The organism is Methylophaga sp. UBA2513 (assembly GCF_002341285.1).
In the GTDB taxonomy this organism is placed as follows: Bacteria; Pseudomonadota; Gammaproteobacteria; order Nitrosococcales; family Methylophagaceae; genus Methylophaga; species Methylophaga marina.
Map to the genome: position 1 here is coordinate 117,829 of NZ_DDNT01000004.1, position 23,015 is coordinate 140,843.

At 43.9% G+C, this 23,015-nt stretch carries 18 protein-coding genes; 10 read left to right on the forward strand and 8 right to left on the reverse strand.

Annotation, left to right across the window (positions count from 1 at the left end; genetic code table 11):
* Window positions 1-8 precede the first annotated feature (8 nt).
* Window positions 9-1,112: an alkene reductase gene (locus B3V56_RS01260; RefSeq protein ID WP_289244835.1), complete on the forward strand. Its 1,104-nt coding sequence runs from the start codon at window positions 9-11 to the stop codon at window positions 1,110-1,112.
* Between the two features lie 207 nt (window positions 1,113-1,319).
* Window positions 1,320-3,254 (forward strand): PQQ-dependent sugar dehydrogenase, encoded by a 1,935-nt coding sequence (locus B3V56_RS01265; RefSeq protein ID WP_289283649.1) that lies wholly within the window; start codon window positions 1,320-1,322, stop codon window positions 3,252-3,254.
* 37 nt (window positions 3,255-3,291) lie between these two features.
* On the opposite strand, the gene B3V56_RS01270 is transcribed toward B3V56_RS01265, so the two are convergent.
* The 5 genes from B3V56_RS01270 to B3V56_RS01290 all read right to left on the reverse strand — a co-directional run bounded on the left by B3V56_RS01270 (window position 3,292) and on the right by B3V56_RS01290 (window position 7,705).
* A complete protein-coding gene (locus B3V56_RS01270; protein ID WP_289283648.1) occupies window positions 3,292-4,917 on the reverse strand; it encodes a diguanylate cyclase domain-containing protein in 1,626 nt (541 codons plus the stop codon).
* Entirely contained in the window at window positions 4,907-5,329 is a 423-nt protein-coding gene (locus tag B3V56_RS01275) for a substrate-binding domain-containing protein (protein WP_289283647.1), read from the reverse strand. Before B3V56_RS01275 ends, B3V56_RS01270 begins: the two co-directional genes overlap by 11 nt.
* Complete coding sequence (locus tag B3V56_RS01280) at window positions 5,329-6,006, reverse strand: hypothetical protein (RefSeq protein ID WP_289283646.1); 678 nt, start codon at window positions 6,004-6,006, stop codon at window positions 5,329-5,331. The genes B3V56_RS01275 and B3V56_RS01280 overlap by 1 nt, the downstream gene beginning before the upstream one ends.
* Complete coding sequence (locus B3V56_RS01285; protein WP_289283645.1) at window positions 5,972-6,571, reverse strand: hypothetical protein; 600 nt, start codon at window positions 6,569-6,571, stop codon at window positions 5,972-5,974. Before B3V56_RS01285 ends, B3V56_RS01280 begins: the two co-directional genes overlap by 35 nt.
* A gap of 630 nt (window positions 6,572-7,201) precedes the next feature.
* Window positions 7,202-7,705 carry a methylated-DNA--[protein]-cysteine S-methyltransferase gene (locus tag B3V56_RS01290; protein WP_289244831.1) on the reverse strand — a complete coding sequence of 168 codons (504 nt, stop codon included), beginning with the start codon at window positions 7,703-7,705 and terminating at the stop codon, window positions 7,202-7,204.
* Window positions 7,706-7,812: 107 nt separating this feature from the next.
* Between B3V56_RS01290 and B3V56_RS01295 the strand changes: the two genes are divergently transcribed.
* From B3V56_RS01295 to B3V56_RS01310, 4 genes are all read left to right on the forward strand, one after another.
* Entirely contained in the window at window positions 7,813-8,217 is a 405-nt protein-coding gene (locus B3V56_RS01295) for a hypothetical protein (protein WP_289283892.1), read from the forward strand.
* A gap of 445 nt (window positions 8,218-8,662) precedes the next feature.
* Window positions 8,663-9,991 (forward strand): TolC family protein, encoded by a 1,329-nt coding sequence (locus B3V56_RS01300; protein ID WP_289283893.1) that lies wholly within the window; start codon window positions 8,663-8,665, stop codon window positions 9,989-9,991.
* Window positions 9,984-11,366 carry an efflux RND transporter periplasmic adaptor subunit gene (locus B3V56_RS01305; RefSeq protein WP_289283492.1) on the forward strand — a complete coding sequence of 461 codons (1,383 nt, stop codon included), beginning with the start codon at window positions 9,984-9,986 and terminating at the stop codon, window positions 11,364-11,366. Before B3V56_RS01300 ends, B3V56_RS01305 begins: the two co-directional genes overlap by 8 nt.
* Window positions 11,359-14,499, forward strand: a complete 3,141-nt coding sequence (locus B3V56_RS01310) for an efflux RND transporter permease subunit (protein WP_289283493.1) — start codon at window positions 11,359-11,361, stop codon at window positions 14,497-14,499. Before B3V56_RS01305 ends, B3V56_RS01310 begins: the two co-directional genes overlap by 8 nt.
* A gap of 20 nt (window positions 14,500-14,519) precedes the next feature.
* Here the strand turns inward: B3V56_RS01310 and B3V56_RS01315 are convergent, their stop codons facing one another.
* Window positions 14,520-14,915: a MerR family transcriptional regulator gene (locus B3V56_RS01315; RefSeq protein WP_289283894.1), complete on the reverse strand. Its 396-nt coding sequence runs from the start codon at window positions 14,913-14,915 to the stop codon at window positions 14,520-14,522.
* 135 nt (window positions 14,916-15,050) lie between these two features.
* Between B3V56_RS01315 and B3V56_RS01320 the strand changes: the two genes are divergently transcribed.
* The 3 genes from B3V56_RS01320 (at window position 15,051) to rlmF (ending at window position 19,983) form a co-directional block, all read left to right on the forward strand.
* Complete coding sequence (locus B3V56_RS01320) at window positions 15,051-17,507, forward strand: heavy metal translocating P-type ATPase (protein ID WP_289283895.1); 2,457 nt, start codon at window positions 15,051-15,053, stop codon at window positions 17,505-17,507.
* A gap of 176 nt (window positions 17,508-17,683) precedes the next feature.
* Complete coding sequence (locus B3V56_RS01325; protein ID WP_289283497.1) at window positions 17,684-18,955, forward strand: O-acetylhomoserine aminocarboxypropyltransferase/cysteine synthase family protein; 1,272 nt, start codon at window positions 17,684-17,686, stop codon at window positions 18,953-18,955.
* Between the two features lie 137 nt (window positions 18,956-19,092).
* A complete protein-coding gene (rlmF, locus tag B3V56_RS01330; RefSeq protein ID WP_289283498.1) occupies window positions 19,093-19,983 on the forward strand; it encodes a 23S rRNA (adenine(1618)-N(6))-methyltransferase RlmF in 891 nt (296 codons plus the stop codon).
* A 15-nt stretch (window positions 19,984-19,998) separates the two neighbouring features.
* Here the strand turns inward: rlmF and B3V56_RS01335 are convergent, their stop codons facing one another.
* The gene (locus tag B3V56_RS01335; protein WP_289244823.1) at window positions 19,999-20,880 is read right to left on the reverse strand and encodes a diguanylate cyclase; all 882 of its coding nucleotides are present in this window, start codon (window positions 20,878-20,880) and stop codon (window positions 19,999-20,001) included.
* A gap of 97 nt (window positions 20,881-20,977) precedes the next feature.
* Entirely contained in the window at window positions 20,978-22,156 is a 1,179-nt protein-coding gene (locus tag B3V56_RS01340; protein ID WP_289283500.1) for a pyridoxal phosphate-dependent aminotransferase, read from the reverse strand.
* 332 nt (window positions 22,157-22,488) lie between these two features.
* On the opposite strand from B3V56_RS01340, the gene dksA reads away from it, so the two are divergent.
* Window positions 22,489-22,911 (forward strand): RNA polymerase-binding protein DksA, encoded by a 423-nt coding sequence (dksA, locus tag B3V56_RS01345; protein WP_284722493.1) that lies wholly within the window; start codon window positions 22,489-22,491, stop codon window positions 22,909-22,911.
* The last annotated feature ends 104 nt before the right edge of the window (window positions 22,912-23,015 follow it).

A 23,015-nucleotide genomic window follows, 5' to 3' on the forward strand; every position in this document is an offset into this window, starting at 1 on the left:
GATTCACTATGACATCAATGAATCAGCAAACAGAATCACTTTTATCGCCTATCGAACTGGGTTCTATCAGCTTGAAAAATCGCGTCATCATGGCGCCTTTAACTCGTAATCGGGCTGGTGAAGGCTTGGCTCCGACGGAAATGAATGTGGAGTATTACCGTCAACGTGCATCAGCCGGCCTCATTATTAGCGAAGCAACATTGATTTCAGCAAAAGGGATTGGCTATCCGAACACGCCCGGAATCTACAGCGAGGCTCAGATAGAAGGCTGGAAAAAAGTGACTGAAGCTGTCCACGCTGAAGGTGGCAAAATTGTATTGCAAATATGGCACTGTGGCCGGGTCTCACACTCTTCCATGTTACCCGACGGTATGAAGCCACTCGCCCCTTCAGCCATCAAACCTGCCGGTGAGGTATATACCTATGAGGGAATGAAGCCCTATGAAACACCCGAGGCAATGACTGCAGATGATATCAAACAGACAATTGATGACTTCCGAACTGCCGCTTACAACGCGCTCACAGCAGGTTTTGATGGTGTAGAAGTACATTCTGCCAATGGTTATCTGCTTGACCAATTTTTGCGTGATGGCAGCAATCAGCGTACAGATGGCTATGGCGGCAGCATTGAGAACCGTGCCAGACTGACATTGGAAGTCGTTGATGAAGTTTGCAAAATCTGGGGTTCGGACCGAGTTGGGGTTCGTCTGTCACCTCTTCAACCCTTCAATGATATGAAAGATAGTCAGCCTCAGCAGACTTTTGAGTACGTTATTAAAGCGTTAAACGCTTTCAATTTAGCGTATTTACATATCACAGAAATGGGATCAGAAAATCCGGGCATGGCAGGTCCGGCATTTGATCTGAGTTTATGCCGTGAATGGTACCAAGGTCATTACATGACCAACAGTGAATATACATTTGACACCGCCAATGTTGCTATCAAGAGTGGTGACGCTGACTGTATTTCATTTGGCAAACTATTTATAGCGAACCCGGATTTAGTGGAAAGATTTGCCACGCAATCGCCGCTCAATACTCCGGACAGTGACTCATTCTATGGTGGTGATGCCCATGGTTACATCGACTACCCTTTTCTTACTGAACAATAACTGATGGTGGTGATGCCCATGGTTACATCGACTACCCTTTTCTTACTGAACAATAACTGTCGGTAAAAAGTAATCCATTTTTAGACAATAAGTACTCCAGGTATCAGAAAAAAGCACCCTGATACCCGCATAAAAACAGTGCAGTGATGATAACAATACAGGTGTCGCTGTTCTGATCATTAAGAAATACAGACTAAAGGAGGATGTATGACATTAAAGACTATCTCTAAGCTAGTATTAGCCAGCACAGTAGGACTAATGAGTCAGGCTGTATTGGCAGATCGGGCAGATGCAGAAGCAAATCTGCACAAACTCAACTTGCCAGAAGGATTCCATATTGATGTATATGCTGAAGTCGAGGGTGCTCGTCAAATGGCATTGGGTCAATCAACAGGAACAGTCTTTGTCGGCACACGCGGTAATAATGTTTTTGCTGTTGTTGATAAAAACAAAGATCGCAAAGCGGAAAAAGTCGTCAATATTCTTGATGATTTAAAAGTAGGTAATGGCGTCGCCATGCACCAGGGTAATCTCTACGTCGCTGAGCAAAACCGTATTGCACGCTACGCTGCACCAGGTTTTGACCTGACGCTCCCATTCAAACAAATGCGTGAAGTCATTTATGACAGACTCCCGGATAAAGCCCATCATGGCTGGCGTTATATTGCTTTTGGCCCCGATAACAAACTGTATGTGACGGTCGGTGCCCCTTGTAATATCTGTAACCCTGAAGGTATCGAGGCCAGCATTATTCGCATGAATGCTGATGGCAGTGAGGCTGAGATTTATGCCAAAGGGATCAGGAATTCAGTCGGTATGGATTTCCAGCCCGACACTGGTGACTTGTATTTCACTGATAATAATGTCGATATGATGGGTGATGACACCCCACCAGGTGAGCTCAATGAGGCTCCTGAAGCGGGTATGCATTTCGGTTTCCCATTTTATGCTGGTGGCAAGGCACAACATCCAGATTGGAAAGACAAAAAAGTCCCACAAAAAGTCACCTTCCCAGTGCAAGAGTTTCAGGCACATACAGCGAGTCTGGGCCTTAAATTCTATACAGGAGACATGTTTCCAGCCGATTATAAAGGCGATGCTATTATTGCTCAGCATGGTTCCTGGAATAGAACCAGCCCTGTTGGTTACCAGTTAATGCGCGTCACTTTTGATGATAATCATCAGGTAACGGGTCAAGATGTCTTTATTGATGGTTGGTTACAAAATGGAGAAGCCTGGGGACGACCAACCGATGTATTACAACTTTCTGATGGTTCATTGTTGATTTCAGATGACTACAATGATGTGATTTATCGTGTCAGCTATGGCGATGACAAAGCAGCAAAAGTCGCTACGTCTCGCTCAAATAGTCAAACGATCAGCGGCTTGGTGATGCCTGAATCAGCAATTGCTGCACCAGATGGACGTGTGTTTATTACTGAAATTGGTGAGTTTGGCAAAGCGGGTGATGGTAAGGTTACCGTTATTGATAAAGACGGTCAAAAGTCAACTTTAGCCACAGGCTTAAATGATCCAAAAGGCATCGATTTATGGAATAACGAACTGTATATTGCTGACGTCGATCATGTTGTGAAAGTCGACATGGATGGCAAGGTCAACGTTATCGCTGATAAGAAAGCACTTCCAGGAAAACCCGTATTCCTGAATGATGTGGAAATTGATGGTAATGGCACCATTTATGTTTCAGACAGTGGCACGGATGAAGGTGAAAACGCTGGTATCTATCAAATCACACAAGCAGGAAAAATAAGTGAAATTTTAAATACCAACTCGGCGATTAAACGCCCAAATGGCCTATTGATGGATGGTAATGACACACTATTAGTCGCCGACTTTGGTACTGGGGATCTGTACCGCACATCTATCAGTTCAGGCAAAACCGAGGCCTTAAACAAGGGCTTTGGTGGCGCAGATGGTCTGGTCAGAGACAGTAAAGGTTATCTTTACGTGAGTGATTGGCAGAATGGTAAAGTCTGGCAATTAGTTGAGCCTAAAGCGACACCTCAGCTCATCAGTGAAGACTTTGTCTCTGCAGCTGACATTGCACTATCTGCAGATGGTCAGTCAATACTGGTACCTGACATGAAAGCCGGCAAATTAATCTCTTTGCCAATTCAGTAAATCATTCTATCTATGCCCGGTGTTCACACCGGGCATTTTAAAATCCAGTGATCACATTATCAGTATCAGCGGTCTTCAAACTGGGTTGTTTAAAATAGTTATAACCATTTTTGTGCTGTGACTTCACTTCATACATAGCCAGGTCAGCATATTTAAGCAGTGATTCCAAGTTGTCGGCATTGAATGGATAAAGCGCGATACCGATACTCGCACTAATATTGACCGTGTTATAGAGCTCACATTCAATTGGTTCACGTAAAATACTCAGCAGTTTTTCTGCGATACGACTCGCTTCCAATAGGTCTGTGGTTAATCTGGCAAAAATAACAAATTCATCGCCCCCCCAACGTATCGCCACATCGTCAGCACGCACAGAACTCAATAATCGATTTGCGACTTCAATCAACACTTTGTCACCTGCTTCATGGCCAAACTGGTCATTAACGGGTTTAAAGCCATCCAAATCGATCATAAACAGGCCATAAGCAAAACGCTTAGTCTCAGCTAATGTGATGAGCTGTTCTATCTTATTTTCTCCAGCACCACGATTATATAGATTGGTTAAAGCATCAACTTCAGCCTGCCCTTTGAGTTTTTCTTCACGATTCCGACGTTCAGAGATATCTTGTAAAACAATCTCAAATGACGACGCTTTATCATCATCAGTCATAAGTGAAATAAGACAATATAGCCATCGAGTCTCACCACTGTCCTCAATTTTTATATCAACGGCACGTGACTCACCTGTTAATAAAACCTCAGCAGCAGCCGACTCTAAACGACTTTTTTCCTCGTCAAAGACGGTGAAGAATGAAACGGGGTTTTGCTGAGAAATTTTTTCAAAACTTGGCTTACCAATAATATTTCTGAATGATGGGTTATGTAGCTTCATTTTGCCATCAATATCCACAATCGCGATGCCATGACTGGATTGCTCAAAGATATCTCTGAAACGGTTTTCGAGCTCTTCTACTTCCTGTCTTAGCGCTCTTTCAAGGTTGATATTATCTTCAACCGAGCTCAATAAGTGGTTGATATCATGAGTTAATAAACCAATTTCATCATATTTGTGTGATGGCGTAGGAACCAGACGTTGGTCACTACCAATACGAATACTATGCAAACGCTTGGCTAGGCGTTTAATTTCTGTAATGAGCTGTCTGTTAAGTAAAAAAATGATTAAGGTAATTAAAATAAATGTCTGCACAGCGATGAGAGTCACATGATTCATAGCCGTTTTTTTAGCATCGAATTGAATTGAGGCAATATTTGGGGCGACTAATAACTTTCCGACCGTTTCCCCCGTAACAAAGGGTGAGTCCAAATTAAATCGCAAAGTCTCAACGGGTTCATCAGGCATAATGCCACGCGTTGATAATGTTTCCTGGGTGGATTTTAGTACCACGGCTTTCACTAAATCACTGGCGGCAATGCCGTCAACTACCTCTTTAGCCAATGTGAGATCATCCAGATAGGCAGCAATGGCAGCAGTTTGGGACACGGCATGAACCAGTTGCCTCAGTTGTTTTTGACTCTGGGCAAACTCTTTTGAATAGGTATAACTATAAAATACATAGCCAGTACATAAGGCCGACACCAGGCCAGCAAGCAACAGTATTAGGGCTAAACGTGTTGCGATACTGGTACGAAGCTTAGTCAACATAACCAAGAATTTTTAATTTATCGTTCACTTTATCTGCTTCAACATAGCCAATAGCATCCGTATCTGTCTCTAAGTAGTTAATCAACTCCTTATCACTGACTTCTCTGGGCAAGGTCGCTCGTCCAGAAAAAAGTAATCGGGCTCGGTATGAATTGATTTCGTTAAGTGTTTTATTAACAAGTTTGAGATAAAACTGTTTTCTCGTAGACGAGTTAAGTTTCTGGTCAAGTAAAATAATGCGCTGTCCCGATGCATAGAATGTGGTTCTTCCCATGAAAATATCAATGATTTGTTGTTTTGATAATTCATTTAAAGGATTATTTTTATTGGCCACAACAACAAGATCATCGGCAGAAACCATGCTAGGCATCAATGATAAAAGCAGTATGAATGATACGAATAATGTCTTCATCAGAATATAAAATCCATGGTCAGACTAAACGTATCAAAACTGTGTTGTTTATCTATAGGGTTTTTCTGCTCGAAAATAAAATCGCCATATTTTTCAACCCAGGTGCTGTCCCACTGCGCTTTTAATGACACTCTCTGTGACACATCCCAACGCGCACCAATACCAATACTTCCCTGATCGGTATACATAGCATTGCTCGCAGCCTGCGTAATTGCTTGTAGTTGCTGATAAGCGGGAATAAAGGCCGGCGCTGATGTTATCTTCTCTCTACTGCCAAGCGTTTTAAATTTACTAACGATAATATATGGTGTGATTGAACCGAAACGGTGACCTATGCTGAGGTATCCTGAAGCATATTTATCTTGAACACTGGTTTCCGCTTTCACCAAGCTGAGCTCACTTTGAATCAACCAGTTATCTTTGTCATAGCTAACGCCAGCGGCTAAATATTTAAGCCAGGTATCATTGATAGAAAATCCAGCCAGTGAAGCTGCTTCAGGCCAGCCAAATTCTGATGCTTGTATTAAAGCCTCATCAAGTGCCGCTACAGGATCTGCCTTATCATTAATCTTCGCTTGAGAATACAAAACACGAAATTGCCAGGTCTGATTTTCCCAACCCAGGCTTACACCATAATTGGGCTCAAATAACCTCTTCTGAACCATCGCTGCTGGCATAAGGGAAATGACTACGTCCTCCCCAGATAGAGGTGGTCAGCATTCCATCTGCTAGCCTTGAGTGATGTTTTAACTCAACACCATCATATTTATCACTGGCGATCTGGCCATAGAATTCAACTGGATGATGAGCCCATAAATTAGCAAACCCCACGTTCTTATATTCAGATGACATAAAAACGCCATTCGGCATGCGGCCAATATTCAGCTCAAAAGCATCATTGATATGGTAGGAAAAAAAAGCTGACTCAATACTTCGGTTCAGGGAGTTTTCTGGTCGTTTTTCTAATAAGAACTGCGTCGTGAATGTCAGTTTATGGTTAAACGCATAGTCCAGCTGCATTCCCAAATTAGAAGCAGTCGTCCAATCAAACCCTTTATCGAAGCCTTCTTGTTCAATCGAATGTCGATAATAAATATCATCACTATCGTTATAGACAAGACCAAGTGAACCATAGCCGTTGATGTGAAAATTATCGATACCGGTATCAAATGCTGCTGCTTGAAATGGATATGTGATTATCCACAACAACAATAGATGTAAACGGTATCTGAGCTTGAACAACTTAATACTCTCACTTTCACGACTTAATTAACGAATTCCCATAAGAATTATATAGATATTTTCCTCAAATTTGTTATGCAAAACTCAATTTCAAGGTATAGCTGGTCATTACGCTAGTTACTCACAATTTCTGTGGAAAATAATGTGGATAACTTTCTAGTAAATCTGTAAGTGTTTCTTTTATGGCAACCTTTATGATGTGGTTAAATTTTAACCAACGCAAAAATCAGCCGAAAAATGTTGATATATCTAGGTTTATGAAACAGACATGATCAGTATTCCAGAAATAATCGTATTCTTTTTACTCACAATTTCAGTGGATAAGCATGTGCATAACTTTCTGGTAAATCTGTAAGTGACTCTTTTATGACAAGCTTTATGACTTGGTTATTTTTTAACCAATCCCATTTTCGCATAGCAAAGTCATCGTTGAAGATGGAAGATCAAAAAGAAGTAAACTCGATAAAGGAATCACTTATTCACCTTACTCACAATTCCAGTGGATAAGCTTGTGGATAACTTTCTGGTAAATCTGTAAGTGTTTCTTTTATGACAAGCTTTAAGGAATGGTTAAAATTTAACCAGCACCTATTAAAATGGCTATGGAAAGAAACGCATTATTGAAGATGTTCAAACACTTAATAATGCCCTCTCACGCCCTAATAAAATCTGTTTACGCTCAACACCCCAGCGATAGCCTGAAAGGTTGCCGTTTTTATTCACAATACGATGACAAGGAACCAGTAATGCCAGTGAATTCGCGGCACAAGCATTGGCAACGGCTCGCACTGACGAAGGCCGACCAAGCATCATTGCGAGCTCAGTATACGTTCTGGTTTGTCCAGCAGGTATTTGCAATAAGGTATTCCATACTGACTTTTGAAACGATGTACCTTCCATCTGAATGGGCAAATCCAGCTCGCCTGTTGGCGCTTCAATATAGTTTAAAATCTGGATTAAATAATCCGTTAATAAGGTATCGTTTTCCTGCTGTTTTGCATGTGGATATTTTTCCAGCAGGTGCTCAACTAACCTGTCTGGATCGTCAGCCAGTGCCACAAAACAGATACCATTGTCATTGCCAGCCACCAGAAGACAGCCGAGGCTGGAAATACCTAATTCATAAAACACCATGAACTTGTCCTCCCTATTGAATGTATTTTTCATATAACATATGAAGCTCTGAACTAAATCGTATTCATCATTGCCAGACACATGATTGAATACTGAGGAGTGAACCATTGAAAATTTCTAGCTTATTGCTTTTTTTATGCATGTGCCCTGCTGTATTCGCTGGCAATTTGAACTATCAGTTTAGCGGAGATAGTTTACAAAAATTATATGCTGAGCTTCATTATTTACGTGAAGTAGGTATCGAAATTCATCAAAAATACGATGTGAAAAAAAATCCAGATCAGCTTCGCTTTTGTAAGGGTGAATATGGATTTATTTCTACACGTGCAAAGTCCACCATTGGTATTGCAAACCGTTTGACCAGTCCACACAAAGATGAATATATCGCTGCTGGGTGGAAAGCCTATGAATGTAGTCAGTGTACTGGTAATATTGAAGCCTGTGATGCAGTGCCTCCAGTACTGGAAACCATAAAAGCAGAATTCAAAGAAAAACAAAGCGCGACTGAATAAATAACACGTGAAAAAAATAACGACACATTTCCTACTGCTGTGCATGACACTGATGATGACTTTGTCATCATGGTCAGCGCACGCAGAAAAAGCAGAAATGCGTTCAGCTATGGCTCACTCTTCATCGCACTCTATTCAATCTTCTGATTCTGACCAACACTGCGCAGAAACGATATCCAAAGATTGCAAGCATTGTATGGATATAGATCACTGCCAATCCAATCATCATAGCTGTTTCAGCACGGTAACTCTGCCATCAAAGAGCTCTTTCTCCACTAACCAGCCTCTGTTAACTCTACTCACCTTGAGTCAGATTGAAGCAAAGCCGACAGATCAACACAACTCCCTGTTCAGGCCCCCTATAAGTTCATAACTCCCATCCCCTCATTTCCATGAGGCCTTAGCACATCTGTGCTTATATCATTATTAATGATTGGTGAAGCTTATGAACCGATGGAATAGTTCCATTACTGCGTGGCTGTTTTTACTGCCACTAATTTCCCTTATACCAGCGGCTTATGCGGCTGAAGATACTTCATATAGTATCGAACAGACACAGGCTGTTTTGCCCTTAGATATCGCCATCACTGTGGCAGAGCAGTCCAACCCGGGGCTTGCCCAGCGTCAGGCCCGAGCTGAGGCGATGTCTGCTCTCCCCTCACAACTTGGCAGCCTGCCAGACCCAATGATCAGCATGGGCCTGGTTAACTTACCAACCGATAGCCTCAGTACCTCACAAGAAGCTATGACTCAGTGGCAATTAGGCATTAGTCAGGAGATTCCATTTCCCGGCAAGTTAGCACTGAAACAACAAGCGGCCACTGAACGAGCCAGTGCCAGCGCGTTTATGACGACAGAGTATAAACAGCAGCTAATTAAATCTATAACGAGCTACTGGTGGCAACTGTTTTATCTGGAAAAGACGTTGACGGTAATTTCCAGCAATAAAACGTTGCTTAAACAATTTATCGATATTGCTGAAACAAAATATCGTGTCGGACATGGTCTGCAGCAGGATGTGCTGCTGGCTCAACTGGAATTATCCAAACTCCTAAACCGTGAGATTGAGTTAAACAGTCAACGTGAACAGTTGGTTATCACACTCAATACCTTACTTAGCCGACCTACGCATACGCCCATTCAGCTTCCGGACTTTCAAGATATTGATACCACTCTCCCTGATATTAAATCTGCTGCAGAAATTCTCCATCTCGCGAAACAAAATAGGCCGTTTCTACAACAGCAAAAACACCTGATTGCTGCAGCAGCAGAAGATAAAGCCTTAGCTGAAAAAAACGTGCTACCTGATTTTAAAGTTTCGGCAGCTTATGGTCTCAGACAAGGCAATAATCTGGATGGCTCTGATCGTAGTGACATGCTGTCATTGCAAGTCGGAATTAACGTGCCGTTATTTGCCTACAAAAAACAAAAAATGGCCATTTCACAAAAAAACAGTGAATTAAAACAACAACAGTTCGCCTATCAGGATAGCTGGAATCAGGTTCAAGCAGAGATTGCTAATTACATGACGCAATATGAGCAGGCACGTCAGCAATATAGCTTATTAAATACAGGCATCTTGCCTCAGGCCCGACAAACTATAGCGTCAATGCTATCGGGTTATCAGGTGAATAAAGTCGACTTTCTTAACCTGGTAAGAGCACAAATCACACTTTATGACTATGAAACCCAGTTATGGCTTAGCGTAAAAACAGCAAAAACGGCATTAGCAAATCTGAAGGCCAGTGTAGGTAAGGACACTTTTTATGAATAAAACAACGTATATTTTTATCAGTTTAATCAGCGGCTTATTGATTGGTACTGGCGGTTTAATGACATATCAGCACTTGACCAGCCCACCAGCAGTGACAGCAGAAACCACGCAGAAACCGGCCAAACCGTTGTATTACCGTAATCCAATGAATCCGGAAGTCACGTCGCCAGTTCCTGCTAAAGACCATATGGGCATGGACTATATACCGGTTTACGAAGACGAGGCCTCTACACCAGAAAAAGCTGGTACGGTTAAAATTGATCCGGTCACCGAACAGAATATCGGTGTTCGTACCGCAACTGCCAAACTTTCCAGCTTATCGCACCTTATTCGTACAGTCGGTAAGGTGACCTATGATGAAGAGCGCATATCTAAACTTCACCCCAAAACAGAAGGCTGGGTTGAAAAGCTTTTTGTCGATAAAACAGGTACCAAGGTTGATAAAAACACGATGTTATTAAGTGTGTATTCGCCACAACTGGTCACCAGTTCACAGGAATACTTATTAGCGATTAGCAGTGCAAAAACCCTGGAAAACAGCCCCTTTGACGATATTCGCCACAGTGCAGAACAAATGGTTGTTTCAGCGCGGCAACGTCTGGCATTACTTGATGTGCCTGAGCATCAAATTCACGATATGGTGAAAACGGGCAATATCCCTAAAGCGCTGCATATCCATTCTCCGTTTAATGGCACAGTGATTAATATCGGCGCCCGTGAAGGCCAGTATGTCACACCCCAAACGGAGTTATATATGCTGGCCGATCTCAATAAAGTCTGGGTGATCGCACAGGTCTATGAGTCGGATCTGCCTTGGGTCAGTGAGAACGATACGGTTGACATGCAATTAACTGCCATTCCAGGAAAAACCTTTAAAGGCACGCTTTCTTATATCTACCCCTATGCTGAAGCTGCAACCAGAACCATTAAAGTGCGTATGGCATTTGATAATCCGGATTTGCTATTAAAACCGGACATGTTTGCAAATGTCACCATTCATACCAAAAATCAGCCTGAAGCCATTACGGTGCCGACTGAGGCCATAATTCGTTCAGGTGATAAAGAGCAGGTGTTTATTATGAGAGCAGCGGGTCAGTTTGAGCCGCGTAAGGTCACTACCGGATTAAGTGCCGATGGCAGGACGCAAATCCTAAACGGCGTGAATGTGGGTGATGAAGTGGTAACGTCTAGTCAGTTCTTGATTGATTCTGAGTCTAAACTTAATGAAACGACTGAGAAAATGCGTGCAATTGGCGCCCCTGCATCTGAAGAAATGCACGATCATCAACAAGACATGATCGAACAGGAGACACCAGCACCGGCGTCGTCTTCGTCAATGAACATGCTAGAGATGGAGCATCATCACCATGATTAAGTCCATTATTGATCTGGCATTGCGTGAAAAACTACTGGTTTTACTTGCAGCCAGTTTTTTGGTCGTCACAGGTCTATGGAGCCTGAAAAATGTATCTCTGGATGCCATTCCGGACCTGTCTGATGTTCAGGTGATTGTATTCACACAGTATCCGGGACAAGCACCACAAGTTGTTGAAGATCAGGTGACCTATCCCTTAACGACGGCCATGTTAGCCGTACCTAAAGCCAAGTCTGTACGCGGCTATTCCTTTTTTGGCCTGTCGTTCGTTTACATTATTTTTGAAGACAATACCGATATGTATTGGGCACGGTCACGGGTACTGGAATACCTGAATTATGTCAGTAACCGTCTCCCAGAAAACGTATCGCCAAGCCTCGGTCCTGACGCTACCGGTGTTGGCTGGGTATATGAATATGCCTTAGTTGATAAAAGCGGTCGTCATGATTTAGCACAATTGCGTTCCATACAAGACTGGTATTTACGTTATCCGCTGCAAACCGTGGATGGCGTGGCAGAAGTGGCTTCGATTGGCGGTTATGTCAAACAATATCAAATCGAAGTCGATCCCAATGTCCTGCTGAATTACCACATTCCATTATCCAAAGTGAAAAAAGCCATTCAGCGTTCGAATAGTGATGTTGGCGGTAAATTAATTGAAATGGCAGAAACCGAATACATGGTGCGTGGATTGGGTTATATCCAGTCACTTGATGATATTCGCTCAATTTCCGTCAGTGTGACTGAAGATGGCACGCCAATTCGTCTGGCAGATATCGCTAATATTCACTACGGCCCTGATTTACGCCGGGGACTCGCTGAGCTGAATGGCGAAGGTGAAGTCGCAGGCGGTATCGTCGTTATGCGTTATGGTGAAAATGCACTGAGTACCATTAATAACGTAAAAGAAAAACTTAAAGAACTGGAAAAAAGCCTGCCAGCAGGTGTGGAAATACTGCCCGTCTATGATCGCAGTGATCTGATTCATCGTGGTGTGAATAATCTTAAACACAAGCTGCTGGAAGAGTCGCTTATTGTCAGCTTGATTTGTATTATTTTCTTATTTCATGCACGTTCTGCACTGGTAGCAATTGTTACTTTACCCATTGGTATATTGATGGCATTTATCGTAATGCACTGGCAAGGGATTAATGCCAATATTATGTCGCTTGGCGGCATAGCTATTGCGATAGGTGCGATGATTGATGGTGCCATTGTGATGATTGAAAATGCACATAAACACCTGGAAAAAGCCGCAACTGAATTAGGCAGAAAGCTCTCTTCATCTGAACGCTGGCAAGCGATAGCGACTGCCTCTAAAGAAGTGGGACCGGCATTATTTTTCTCGCTTATGATTATCACCGTGTCCTTTCTGCCGGTGTTCACGCTGCAGGCGCAGGAAGGCCGTTTATTCAGTCCCTTAGCATTCACCAAAACGTATGCCATGGCAGCGGCAGCTATTCTGGCAATAAGTTTAGTACCTGTTTTAATGGGATTACTGATTCGCGGCAATATTCTTGCTGAAGCCAAAAACCCGTTGAATCGTTTATTACACGGTATTCATCGGCCTATTCTAAAATTTTGTATTCATTATCGTTTTCCCGTATTGCTTATCACCGTATTGCTGTTAGCTGTTAGTATCATTCCCATACAACGAACAGGCAGCGAGTTTATGCCACCACTCGATGAGGGTGACATTTTGTATATGCCAACCACCTACCCCGGACTGTCTATCTCTAAAGCACGGGAGTTAGTGCAGCAAACAGATAAGATTCTCCATACCTTTCCCGAAGTGGCTTCGGTGTTTGGTAAAGCTGGTCGCGCTGAAACAGCCACAGATCCGGCTCCGTTATCAATGTTCGAAACAACTATTCGTTTAAAACCGCGAGAGCAATGGCCAGACCCTAGTAAAACCACACGGCAACTGATGAATGAAATGGATGAAGCCATCCAGTTTCCAGGCCTGACCAATAGCTGGACAATGCCCATTAAAACAAGGTTGGATATGTTATCGACAGGCATCAAAACACCAGTCGGCATTAAAATCAGTGGTCCCAGCTTAACCGAACTCAATACATTAACTGCGCAAGTTGAACAACTGCTCAACACGCTCCCTGAAACCTTGTCTGCATTTGGTGACAAAGCGACAGGCGGATATTTTGTTGATATCAATATCAACAGAGATGAAATTGCGCGTTATGGCTTACATATTGGCGATGTACAAGATGTCATTCAGACAGCCATTGGTGGTATGAATGTCACCTATACGGTTGAAGGCCTGGAGCGATATCCCGTCAATTTGCGTTATCCACGGGATATGCGTGATAACTTAAATGAGCTTAAGCGCACCCTGATATCAGCACCAACCGGCGCCCAGATTCCATTATCACAACTGGCCGATTTAAGTCTGAAACGGGATGCCCCAGTCATCAAGACAGAAAACTCACGGCCCAATGCCTGGGTCTATATTGATATAAAATCCGATGATATCGGCGGCTATGTAGAGAAAGCACGTCAATTGATTGATGAAAAGGTATCGCTGCCACCGGGTTATACCCTCAGTTGGTCAGGGCAGTTTGAGTATATGCAACGTGCCGCAGAGCGACTTAAGCTGGTGATTCCTCTGACACTGTTACTTATCTTTTTATTGTTATACCTCAACTTCCGTAATATTCGGTCACCGCTTATTGTGATGCTGTCGATCCCGTTTGCCAGCATTGGCGGTTTATGGTTGCTGTATTGGCTTGGATTTAACTTCTCTGTTGCCGTTGCTGTCGGTTTTATTGCACTAGCTGGCGTTGCCGCTGAGATTGGCGTGTTAGTTCTAACCTTTATCGATCAGAAGATAGATGAAGTCAGGAAACAGAACCCACAACAACAACTCACCAAAGAGGCTATCTGGCAAGCTGTGTTTTCAGGCAGTGCAGAAAGAGTCCGTCCAGTTGCCATGACCGCTATCGCCATTACCGCTGGCCTGCTACCAATTTTGTGGAGTCATGGTACCGGCAGTGATGTGATGCAGCGCATTGCTGCGCCTATGGTAGGCGGGATGATTTCCGTTACCGTATTAGCCTTGTTTGTTTTACCGTTAATTTATGGTTTGGTTTTACAGTTTATTGAGCGTCGAAAATAGATGTGTCATGCAAACATAAGTCAGATATTAAACGCCGCCAGTATTGCACAGGGTTTGCTTTCCCCGCCTGCAGCGCAGTTACCCGCCAAGCGTTTTAAACTGTCACGTGCTTGCTGCATTTCAGCTATTTTGGCGTCCAGCTCTTGTAAACGTCGCATGGCTAGTTGATATGCGCGGTGATGATCTTGTGTCGAATCAAGCCCTATGAGCTCTTTAATCTCACGTAAAGTAAAGCCTGCTTCCTGTGCTTTACGTATAAATTTGAGACGACGCAAATCATGCTGCCCATATCGACGAATACCTCCAGTGCTATCAGGCGTATCAAGTAAGCCTTTGCGTTGATAATAACGGACGGTTTCCACCGTCACATCGACTTGTTTAGCGAACTGCCCGATGGTCCAACTGTCTTTTTTCATAAGGATATTGACTCTGTACTATGGTACGTACTCTATAGTCTAACCAAGCTCATAAGTTTAATCATCACCATTACTGTCAATTGGGTAGAAAACAGCAATACCCTATTGATAAAACAATTATTTCAGGAGAAGACAATGGCGACTGATCCCGTATGTGGTATGCAGGTTGATGAAACCTCTGCAAAATACCAAACCAGCTATAAGCATAAAAATTATGCGTTTTGCTCTCAACACTGCTTAAATAATTTTAAGGCGGATCCCGAGTTTTATCTTAATAAGCCTGAAACAGAGTCGGCGAAAAGTTGTTGCAGCGGCAAACATGATCATCAGCCTAGTTCAGATAAACACCAGCATACTCATGCCGATGCCAAAGGCGACTATATTTGCCCCATGTGTGAGGGTGTTCGAAACGATGGGCCTGGCAGTTGCCCGAAATGTGGTATGGCATTAGAACCTGAACCCCCCGTTTCAACTAACCAGAAAACCGAGTACACCTGCCCAATGCACCCGGAAGTCATACAGGATGAACCTGGTGACTGTCCGATTTGCGGTATGGCCTTGGAAGCTACCACCGTTGAAGTCGAGCCGGATAACAGCGAATACAAAGACATGTTAAAACGCTTCATTATTGGGGGGGTATTAACATTACCTGTGTTTTTAATTGCCATGTTACTGGAAATGGCCCCATCACTGTTTCCAGCAGAGAGCAGTATCCAACAATGGTATTGGGCTGAGTTTTTACTCGCCACACCTGTTGTATTCTGGGCTGGCTGGCCATTTCTGGTGCGTGCTGTGCAATCAGTGAAAACTGGCCACTTAAATATGTTCACCCTGATCGGACTTGGCGTGAGTGTCGCCTGGACATACAGCATCATTGCATTGCTCTTTCCTGGCGTATTTCCAGTCAGCATGCAACACGACGGTGTGGTAGCCGTTTACTTTGAAGCTGCCGCCGTCATTACGGTGTTAGTACTGTTGGGTCAAGTATTAGAATTGAGGGCTCGCAGCCAAACCAATACTGCCATCAAACTATTAATGGATTTGGCGCCAAAAACAGCACGAAAAGTCACCGACTGTGGCCATGAAAAAGATATCCCACTGGATCAAGTCAAAGTGGGTGACAAATTACGGATTCGTCCTGGTGAGAAAATTCCTGTTGATGGCTTGGTCATCGAAGGCGAAAGTCACATTGATGAATCCATGGTCACAGGCGAAGCCATGCCGGTGAATAAAAAAGTCGATGACAAACTGGTCGGTGGCACAGTCAACGGCACTGGTAGTTTGTTAATGCAGGCTGAAAAAGTGGGTAGTGACACCCTGCTCTCACAAATCGTGAAAATGGTCGCTGAAGCACAGCGTTCCCGGGCACCAATACAAAAACTGGTAGATAAAGTCGCAGGCTATTTTGTACCGACTGTGATTGCAGTGGCCATTATTACCTTTATTGTCTGGTTTGTAGTTGGGCCTGACCCAAAACTGGCACATGCTTTAATCAATGCTGTGGCAGTATTAATCATTGCCTGCCCTTGTGCTCTGGGTTTGGCGACGCCGATGTCAATTATGGTGGGCACCGGCCGTGGTGCAGCTCATGGTGTGTTGATTAAAAATGCAGAAGCCTTAGAGAGTATGGAAAAAATCGACACGCTGGTTGTCGATAAAACCGGCACCTTAACTCAAGGTAAACCTGAGCTTTCTGTTATCGAAGCCGTTGTTGGCTTTGAAAAAAATGCTTTATTGCAGTGGGCTGCCAGCCTGGAGCAACATAGCGAACATCCGCTGGCAACCGCATTAATTGCGGCAGCAAAAAAACAAAATCTATCACTTGCTGAAGCCAAACAGTTTCAGTCACATACCGGTCAGGGAATCAGCGGCAGCGTTGATGGTAAATCTATTTTGTTTGGCAATAAAGCCTTGATGCAAGCCAATAAGGTTGATGTCAGTGGGCTTGAATCACGAGCAGAAGCATTACGTCAGCAAGGTGACAGCGTGATGTTACTGGCTGTAGACGGTCAAGCAGCTGGACTAGTTGCCGTCGCAGATCCGATTAAAGACACCACCAAAGCCGCTATTGATGCCTTGCATAAAGAAGGTATCCGTATTGTGATGCTGACCGGTGACAATCATGTCACAGCCAATGCTGTGGCAAAACAGCTGAACATTGATGAAGTGCATGCTGATGTGCAACCGGAACAGAAAAATCAGCATATTAAAGATTTGCAAAGTCAGGGACGTATTGTCGCAATGGCTGGTGATGGTATCAACGATGCGCCAGCACTGGCTCAGGCAAACATTGGTATAGCGATGGGCACAGGCACCGATGTCGCTGTTGAAAGCGCTGGCATGACTCTAGTGAAAGGTGATTTAAGAGGTATTTATCAGGCGCTCAAACTGAGTCGGGCCACCATGAAAAATATCCGACAAAACCTGTTCTTTGCCTTTATTTATAACTCGCTGGGTGTGCCCGTGGCCGCCGGGATTTTATATCCATTTTTTGGATTATTGCTTTCGCCGATGGTGGCAGCCGCCGCGATGAGTCTCAGCTCAGTATCCGTTATTGGCAATGCTTTACGCTTACGCCGGTTAAAGTTATAAGCTTTTCAGAAGCTTAAACTTGTTCTTCTTTAAAGCAGAGTCATGGTCTTGTGGCTCTGCTTTTTATATCTCATGTGACCAATTACCTCTCATCATGCGTACTCATGTTAATCTCTGCCATGTAGACAAGCTTAACCACAATAAAATGATATAACTCAGCGCTTATGGAGAGAATTATGCGATTAGAATCACTCGCCTTACATCACGGTTATGAATCTGAACCGACGACTAAATCAGCTGCCGTTCCTATCTACCAAACGACCTCATATACGTTTGACGATACTCAGCACGGCGCTGATTTATTTGACCTGAAAGTTCCGGGCAATATTTACACACGAATTATGAACCCAACCAATGACGTGCTGGAAAAACGTCTTGCCGAGATGGAAGGCGGTATTGCTGGTCTGGCCGTGGCATCCGGCATGTCAGCGATTACCTATGCTATCCAGGCGATTGCGGAAGCAGGTGACAATATTGTCAGCAGCACTCAACTCTATGGTGGTAGCTTCAACCTGTTTGCACATACCTTCCCGCGACAAGGGATTACGGTGCGTATGGCCTCTTTTGACGATTACGACAAAATCGAAAGCCTGATTGACGAGAAAACCAAAGCCTTATTCTGTGAATCAATTGGTAACCCTGCCGGTAATATCGTTGATATACAGCGTTGGGCTGAGATTGCTCATCGTCATGGTGTACCGTTAATTGTCGATAATACAGTAGCCACACCTTATCTTTGCCGTGTTTTTGATCATGGTGCAGATATCGTCGTGCATTCATTAACGAAATACATCGGCGGTCATGGCACAACAGTTGGCGGCATGATTGTCGACTCAGGTCGTTTTGACTGGGTGGCGAATAAAGATCGTTTCCCGATGCTTAACGAACCTGATCCTTCTTACCATGGCGTGGTCTATACAGAAGCATTAGGGCCTGCCGCCTATATTGGTCGTTGTCGTGTCATTCCGCTGCGTAATACGGGTTCAGCCTTGTCTCCTCACAGTGCCTTTTTATTAATGCAGGGTCTTGAAACCTTGGGTTTAAGAATGGAACGTCACTGTGAGAATGCACTGAAAGTCGCTAATTATTTGCAACAACACCCTAAAGTGGAATGGGTCAATTACGCGGCTTTAGAAAACAGCCCCTATCATGCGGTCTGCCAGAAAATTACCAAAGGTCAGGCTTCCGGTATTCTCAGCTTTGGCATCACCGGAGGCAAAGAAGCAGGTGCCCGCTTTATTGATGCTTTGCAGATGATTTTACGTCTGGTCAATATTGGTGATGCAAAATCACTGGCCTGCCACCCTGCTACCACCACTCATCGTCAGTTAAACCCGGAAGAGCTGGCCACCGCAGGCGTATCAGAAGACTTAGTGCGGATTTCGGTCGGGATTGAACATATTGACGACATTATTGCTGATATCGCTCAGGCACTGGAAAAAGCATAAAAACAGCTTTGTTTATCTCAACCTGATCTCACGGTCAGGTTGAGCATATTATTTTTTATTGCCACTCGCCACGCTTATAATGACACCTCTTTAAGTTGAGAGCGTTCTCCGTGCCATAGCCAACGCCTATCAAAAAAATGACTAAACGCCTACCTAACAAAGGTTTACATCCTAGAAACCTTCATAATCACGGTTATGACTTTCTTGGGTTGATAGCCAGTCATCCCCGCTTAGACGCTTTTGTATTCACCAATGATTTTGGTCATTTATCTATCGACTACAGTGATGCTGAGGCCGTCAAACAGCTAAATGCCGCTTTGCTGGCACATCATTATCAAATCAAGGACTGGTCTATCCCCGATGGTGCCTTGTGCCCGCCGATTCCTGGACGCGTCGACTATATCCACTACATAGCTGATTTATTAGGTGTTACAGATCGCACTAGCGATATCCGAATGCTCGATATAGGTATTGGCGCCAATGGCATTTATTCTCTGTTAGCCAGTCGGTGTTATGGCTGGCAATGTGTGGGCAGTGATATCAATGAAACGTCAATCAACAATGTCGCCACCATACTCGATAACAACAAAACATTAGAAACGCAGGTGACACTGCGTCATCAGCCAAATCCACATCACATATTTGAAGGCATCATTAAGCAAGGTGAGCGATTTGATGTGAGCGTGTGTAATCCGCCTTTTCATGCTTCTGCTGAAGCAGCATTAAAAACGCATCAACAAAAACAACATAATTTAAAGCTAAAAACCAATAAGCCTACATTGAATTTTGGCGGTTCAGCAGCCGAATTATGGTGCAATGGTGGTGAGAAATTGTTTCTCAAAAAGATGATTCGTGAGAGTCAGGCGTTTGCCGAGCAATGTCGTTGGTTTACGAGTCTGGTGTCAAAAATTGAGAACGTAAAACCCGCAATCAAGTTAATTCAAAAACTGGGCGCTACTGAGGTAAAACAAATTGATATGTATCAAGGTAACAAAATCACACGTATCCTCGCCTGGACGTTTAATTAAAACGGTCAGCAGTCGCTAACGAACCTTCACTAAGTTGCGACCAGCCGCTTTCGCCTCGTACATAGCTTCATCCACCTTGTTTATGGCATCGTCAACACTATAGGCGGGATCAAGGGATGTGACACCAATCGAGGCCGTTACTTGTAATGTGTTACCTTCTTTATCGTAAATAATCTGCTGTTCTGCAACCATGCTGCGAATACGCTCTGCCACATGTTCGACTTGTTCTAATGTGGTATTGGGCATGCAAATCAGGAATTCTTCGCCACCGTAGCGATAAAGCTGATCATAAGGTCTCAATACGTGCTGTAAACATGCGACCGTTTTAATCAATACCTCATCGCCGACTGAGTGCCCGTAGTTATCATTCACCTGTTTAAAGTGGTCAAGATCGAGCATAGCCAATGCGCTGGGTTGTTGGCTTCGTTTTGCCAGAGCATGCTCTTTATTCAGTTCAGCCTGCATACCGGCTCGCGTCTGAGCCCCAGTTAAGGGATCCAGGTTCTGGACCAAATCGGCGAACTCGTGACGTAATGCCTGGAACTGTGTCCGCATCTTTTCAAGCTCATCGTTAAACTCATCAAACAAGCTCACTGGAATCCCTTGATCAGACACGACAAGCTCAATCAGTTGCTTCGCTTTTCTGTGCATCTTTTCATGGGCTATTTCCAGAGACACAAAGGTGGGATGCTCCTGAATCAGCTCGATATGTGAGGTGTACAACCACTCACCAAATTCACATGACTTATGTGCATCATTTTTGAGATCTTTTTCATCAGGTGCCACGCGGGACACTAACACTCGCAAAAGCCGTTGATACCATTGTTGATGACTGTCTATCGCTTTATCTATTTCATCAATAACAAAGCGTAATTGTTGGTGAATCACCGTTGTCATGCCTGCCCATCCGATTGGTAATGAATATAGAGCCGACGATGTCAGACTCTCATTTGACTATTCCATATTAGCGTTTGCTAAACAAGCCTTATTTGATTTATCCAGTCATGACACGTTTGATACGCTCAGCAGCTTCTACCAGCAAGGACTCATCTCTTGTATAGGCAAAACGACAATGTGACCCAGCTTGGTAATGACCAAAATCCAAACCTGGTGTGATAGCGACACCGGCTTGACTTAGCAGGAACCGGGATAAAGCCATACTATCGGGTATCTGCTCATTCAGCAGTGTTGAACAATCTGCATAAAGATAAAAAGCACCTTGTGGCGTGACGGGTATGGAAAAGCCGATATCTTTCAATAATGGCAGCAAGGTATTTCGGCGGCGCTCAAAGGCTTGGCGACGTTGTTCTAATATCGCTAAGGTATTGGACTGAAACGCCGCCAGTGCGGCATATTGCGACATGGTCGTTGGTGCAAGAAACAGATTCTGGGCTAATTTGTCCATCACTTCGGTATAGCCTTCCGGCACCATTAACCAGCCCAAACGCCATCCCGTCATACCAAAGAATTTAGAAAAGCTGTTGACGACAAACACCTGATCACTCACCGATAAGGCCGTGGGCGCGTGAAAGCCATCATAGGTAAGGCCATGATAAATCTCATCAACGACTAGATGGCCTGATTTTCTCGCGACAGCAGCAGCTAACTCCTTGAGGTCTGGTTGGGTTAACACCGTGCCTGTTGGATTAGATGGTGAAGCGACTAAAGCCATCACGGTATTATCATCCCAATATTGCTCAATATGCTGAGCGGTGAGTTGGTATTGGTTATTCGCATTAACCGGAATACTATTGACGCGTCCTTCAACAAATCTGGCAAAGTGTTTATTGCAGGGATAACCGGGATCCGCCAACAACACCTGCTTCTGTTTCTCGAGTAACGCTCCCATTACCAAAAGTAATGCGCCTGATGCGCCTGGTGTGACAATAATTCGCTCAGCATTGACCTTTACCTGATACTGCTGTTCATACCAGCCAGCAATTGCTTCTCTTAATTCAGGCAAACCACACGCTGGGGTGTAATGCGTCTTACCTTGCTTTAATGCATGCATGCCGGCTTCGATAATCGGTTGAGGTGTGTCAAAGTCGGGCTCCCCCACTTCCATATGAATGATGTTCTGTCCTGCCGCTTCCAGCTGTTTAGCCTGAGACAAAATATCCATAACGTGGAAGGGAGAAATTGCGTTTGCGCGACTGGCGACTTTTTTGGTCATGCCGTATCCGTTTGAGTTTTAAGGTGAAATAATTGGCGGCTAGTTTAGCAAATTCAGCTGGTTTAACAGCAGCTATTGAAAAGGCTTGCCAATGCCCATACATAGGCGTACTAATCTACTGTTGAAAAAGATAGACAGGTGCGCGTTTCGGTGCCATGCTCTCTGGTTTTTAATCAGACTGATGTCGAGACGAAGAGAAAAAGTGATGGTTTTTTATTGTTAAATAATCAATTATCACCACACCCGTTCATCGACGTTAATTTTAATTTTGCACAAGCTGGGCGCTTCTGGTATAGATTCGCCCTTGGTTTTAGAAAGTATGAGGTTTCAAGATGGAAAACACTCAAGTCGACACTAAGATTACTCCTTACCAGGAGGAAGCAGGCGAAGAGTATATGAACGATGCTCAAGTTGAGCACTTTCGTCAGATTTTAGAAAACTGGAGAGCACAGCTTCGTGCTGAGGTCGACCGCACCGTTCATCACATGCAAGATGAAGCGGCCAACTTCCCCGATCCAAATGATCGCGCCACACAGGAAGAAGAATTCACACTTGAGTTACGCACACGTGACCGTGAACGTAAATTAATCAAGAAGATTGATGAGTCACTGGTGGACTTAGAAAAAGGTGACTACGGTTTCTGTGAGTCATGTGGTACTGAAATCGGTATTCGTCGTTTAGAAGCTCGACCAACAGCAACGCTATGCATCGATTGTAAAACTCTGGACGAAATCAGAGAAAAGAACCGCATCTGATTCGTCTGTTATAAGGCGTTGTTTCAAAGCATCAGGATTGATGCTTTAAGACCTCATACGCATAAAAAAGCCCCGATATCGGGGCTTTTTTGTATCGTCTCTTT

Excerpts from the sequence above, each read along its gene's own strand:
- B3V56_RS01260 (WP_289244835.1), top strand. The coding sequence starts at position 9 with ATGACATCAATGAATCAGCAAACAGAATCACTTTTATCGCCTATCGAA.
- B3V56_RS01265 (WP_289283649.1), top strand. The coding sequence starts at position 1,320 with ATGACATTAAAGACTATCTCTAAGCTAGTATTAGCCAGCACAGTAGGA.
- B3V56_RS01270 (WP_289283648.1), bottom strand. The coding sequence starts at position 4,917 with ATGTTGACTAAGCTTCGTACCAGTATCGCAACACGTTTAGCCCTAATA.
- B3V56_RS01275 (WP_289283647.1), bottom strand. The coding sequence starts at position 5,329 with ATGAAGACATTATTCGTATCATTCATACTGCTTTTATCATTGATGCCT.
- B3V56_RS01280 (WP_289283646.1), bottom strand. The coding sequence starts at position 6,006 with ATGCCAGCAGCGATGGTTCAGAAGAGGTTATTTGAGCCCAATTATGGT.
- B3V56_RS01290 (WP_289244831.1), bottom strand. The coding sequence starts at position 7,705 with ATGGTGTTTTATGAATTAGGTATTTCCAGCCTCGGCTGTCTTCTGGTG.
- B3V56_RS01300 (WP_289283893.1), top strand. The coding sequence starts at position 8,663 with ATGAACCGATGGAATAGTTCCATTACTGCGTGGCTGTTTTTACTGCCA.
- B3V56_RS01305 (WP_289283492.1), top strand. The coding sequence starts at position 9,984 with ATGAATAAAACAACGTATATTTTTATCAGTTTAATCAGCGGCTTATTG.
- B3V56_RS01310 (WP_289283493.1), top strand. The coding sequence starts at position 11,359 with ATGATTAAGTCCATTATTGATCTGGCATTGCGTGAAAAACTACTGGTT.
- B3V56_RS01315 (WP_289283894.1), bottom strand. The coding sequence starts at position 14,915 with ATGAAAAAAGACAGTTGGACCATCGGGCAGTTCGCTAAACAAGTCGAT.
- B3V56_RS01320 (WP_289283895.1), top strand. The coding sequence starts at position 15,051 with ATGGCGACTGATCCCGTATGTGGTATGCAGGTTGATGAAACCTCTGCA.
- B3V56_RS01325 (WP_289283497.1), top strand. The coding sequence starts at position 17,684 with ATGCGATTAGAATCACTCGCCTTACATCACGGTTATGAATCTGAACCG.
- rlmF (WP_289283498.1), top strand. The coding sequence starts at position 19,093 with ATGACTAAACGCCTACCTAACAAAGGTTTACATCCTAGAAACCTTCAT.
- B3V56_RS01335 (WP_289244823.1), bottom strand. The coding sequence starts at position 20,880 with ATGACAACGGTGATTCACCAACAATTACGCTTTGTTATTGATGAAATA.
- B3V56_RS01340 (WP_289283500.1), bottom strand. The coding sequence starts at position 22,156 with ATGACCAAAAAAGTCGCCAGTCGCGCAAACGCAATTTCTCCCTTCCAC.
- dksA (WP_284722493.1), top strand. The coding sequence starts at position 22,489 with ATGGAAAACACTCAAGTCGACACTAAGATTACTCCTTACCAGGAGGAA.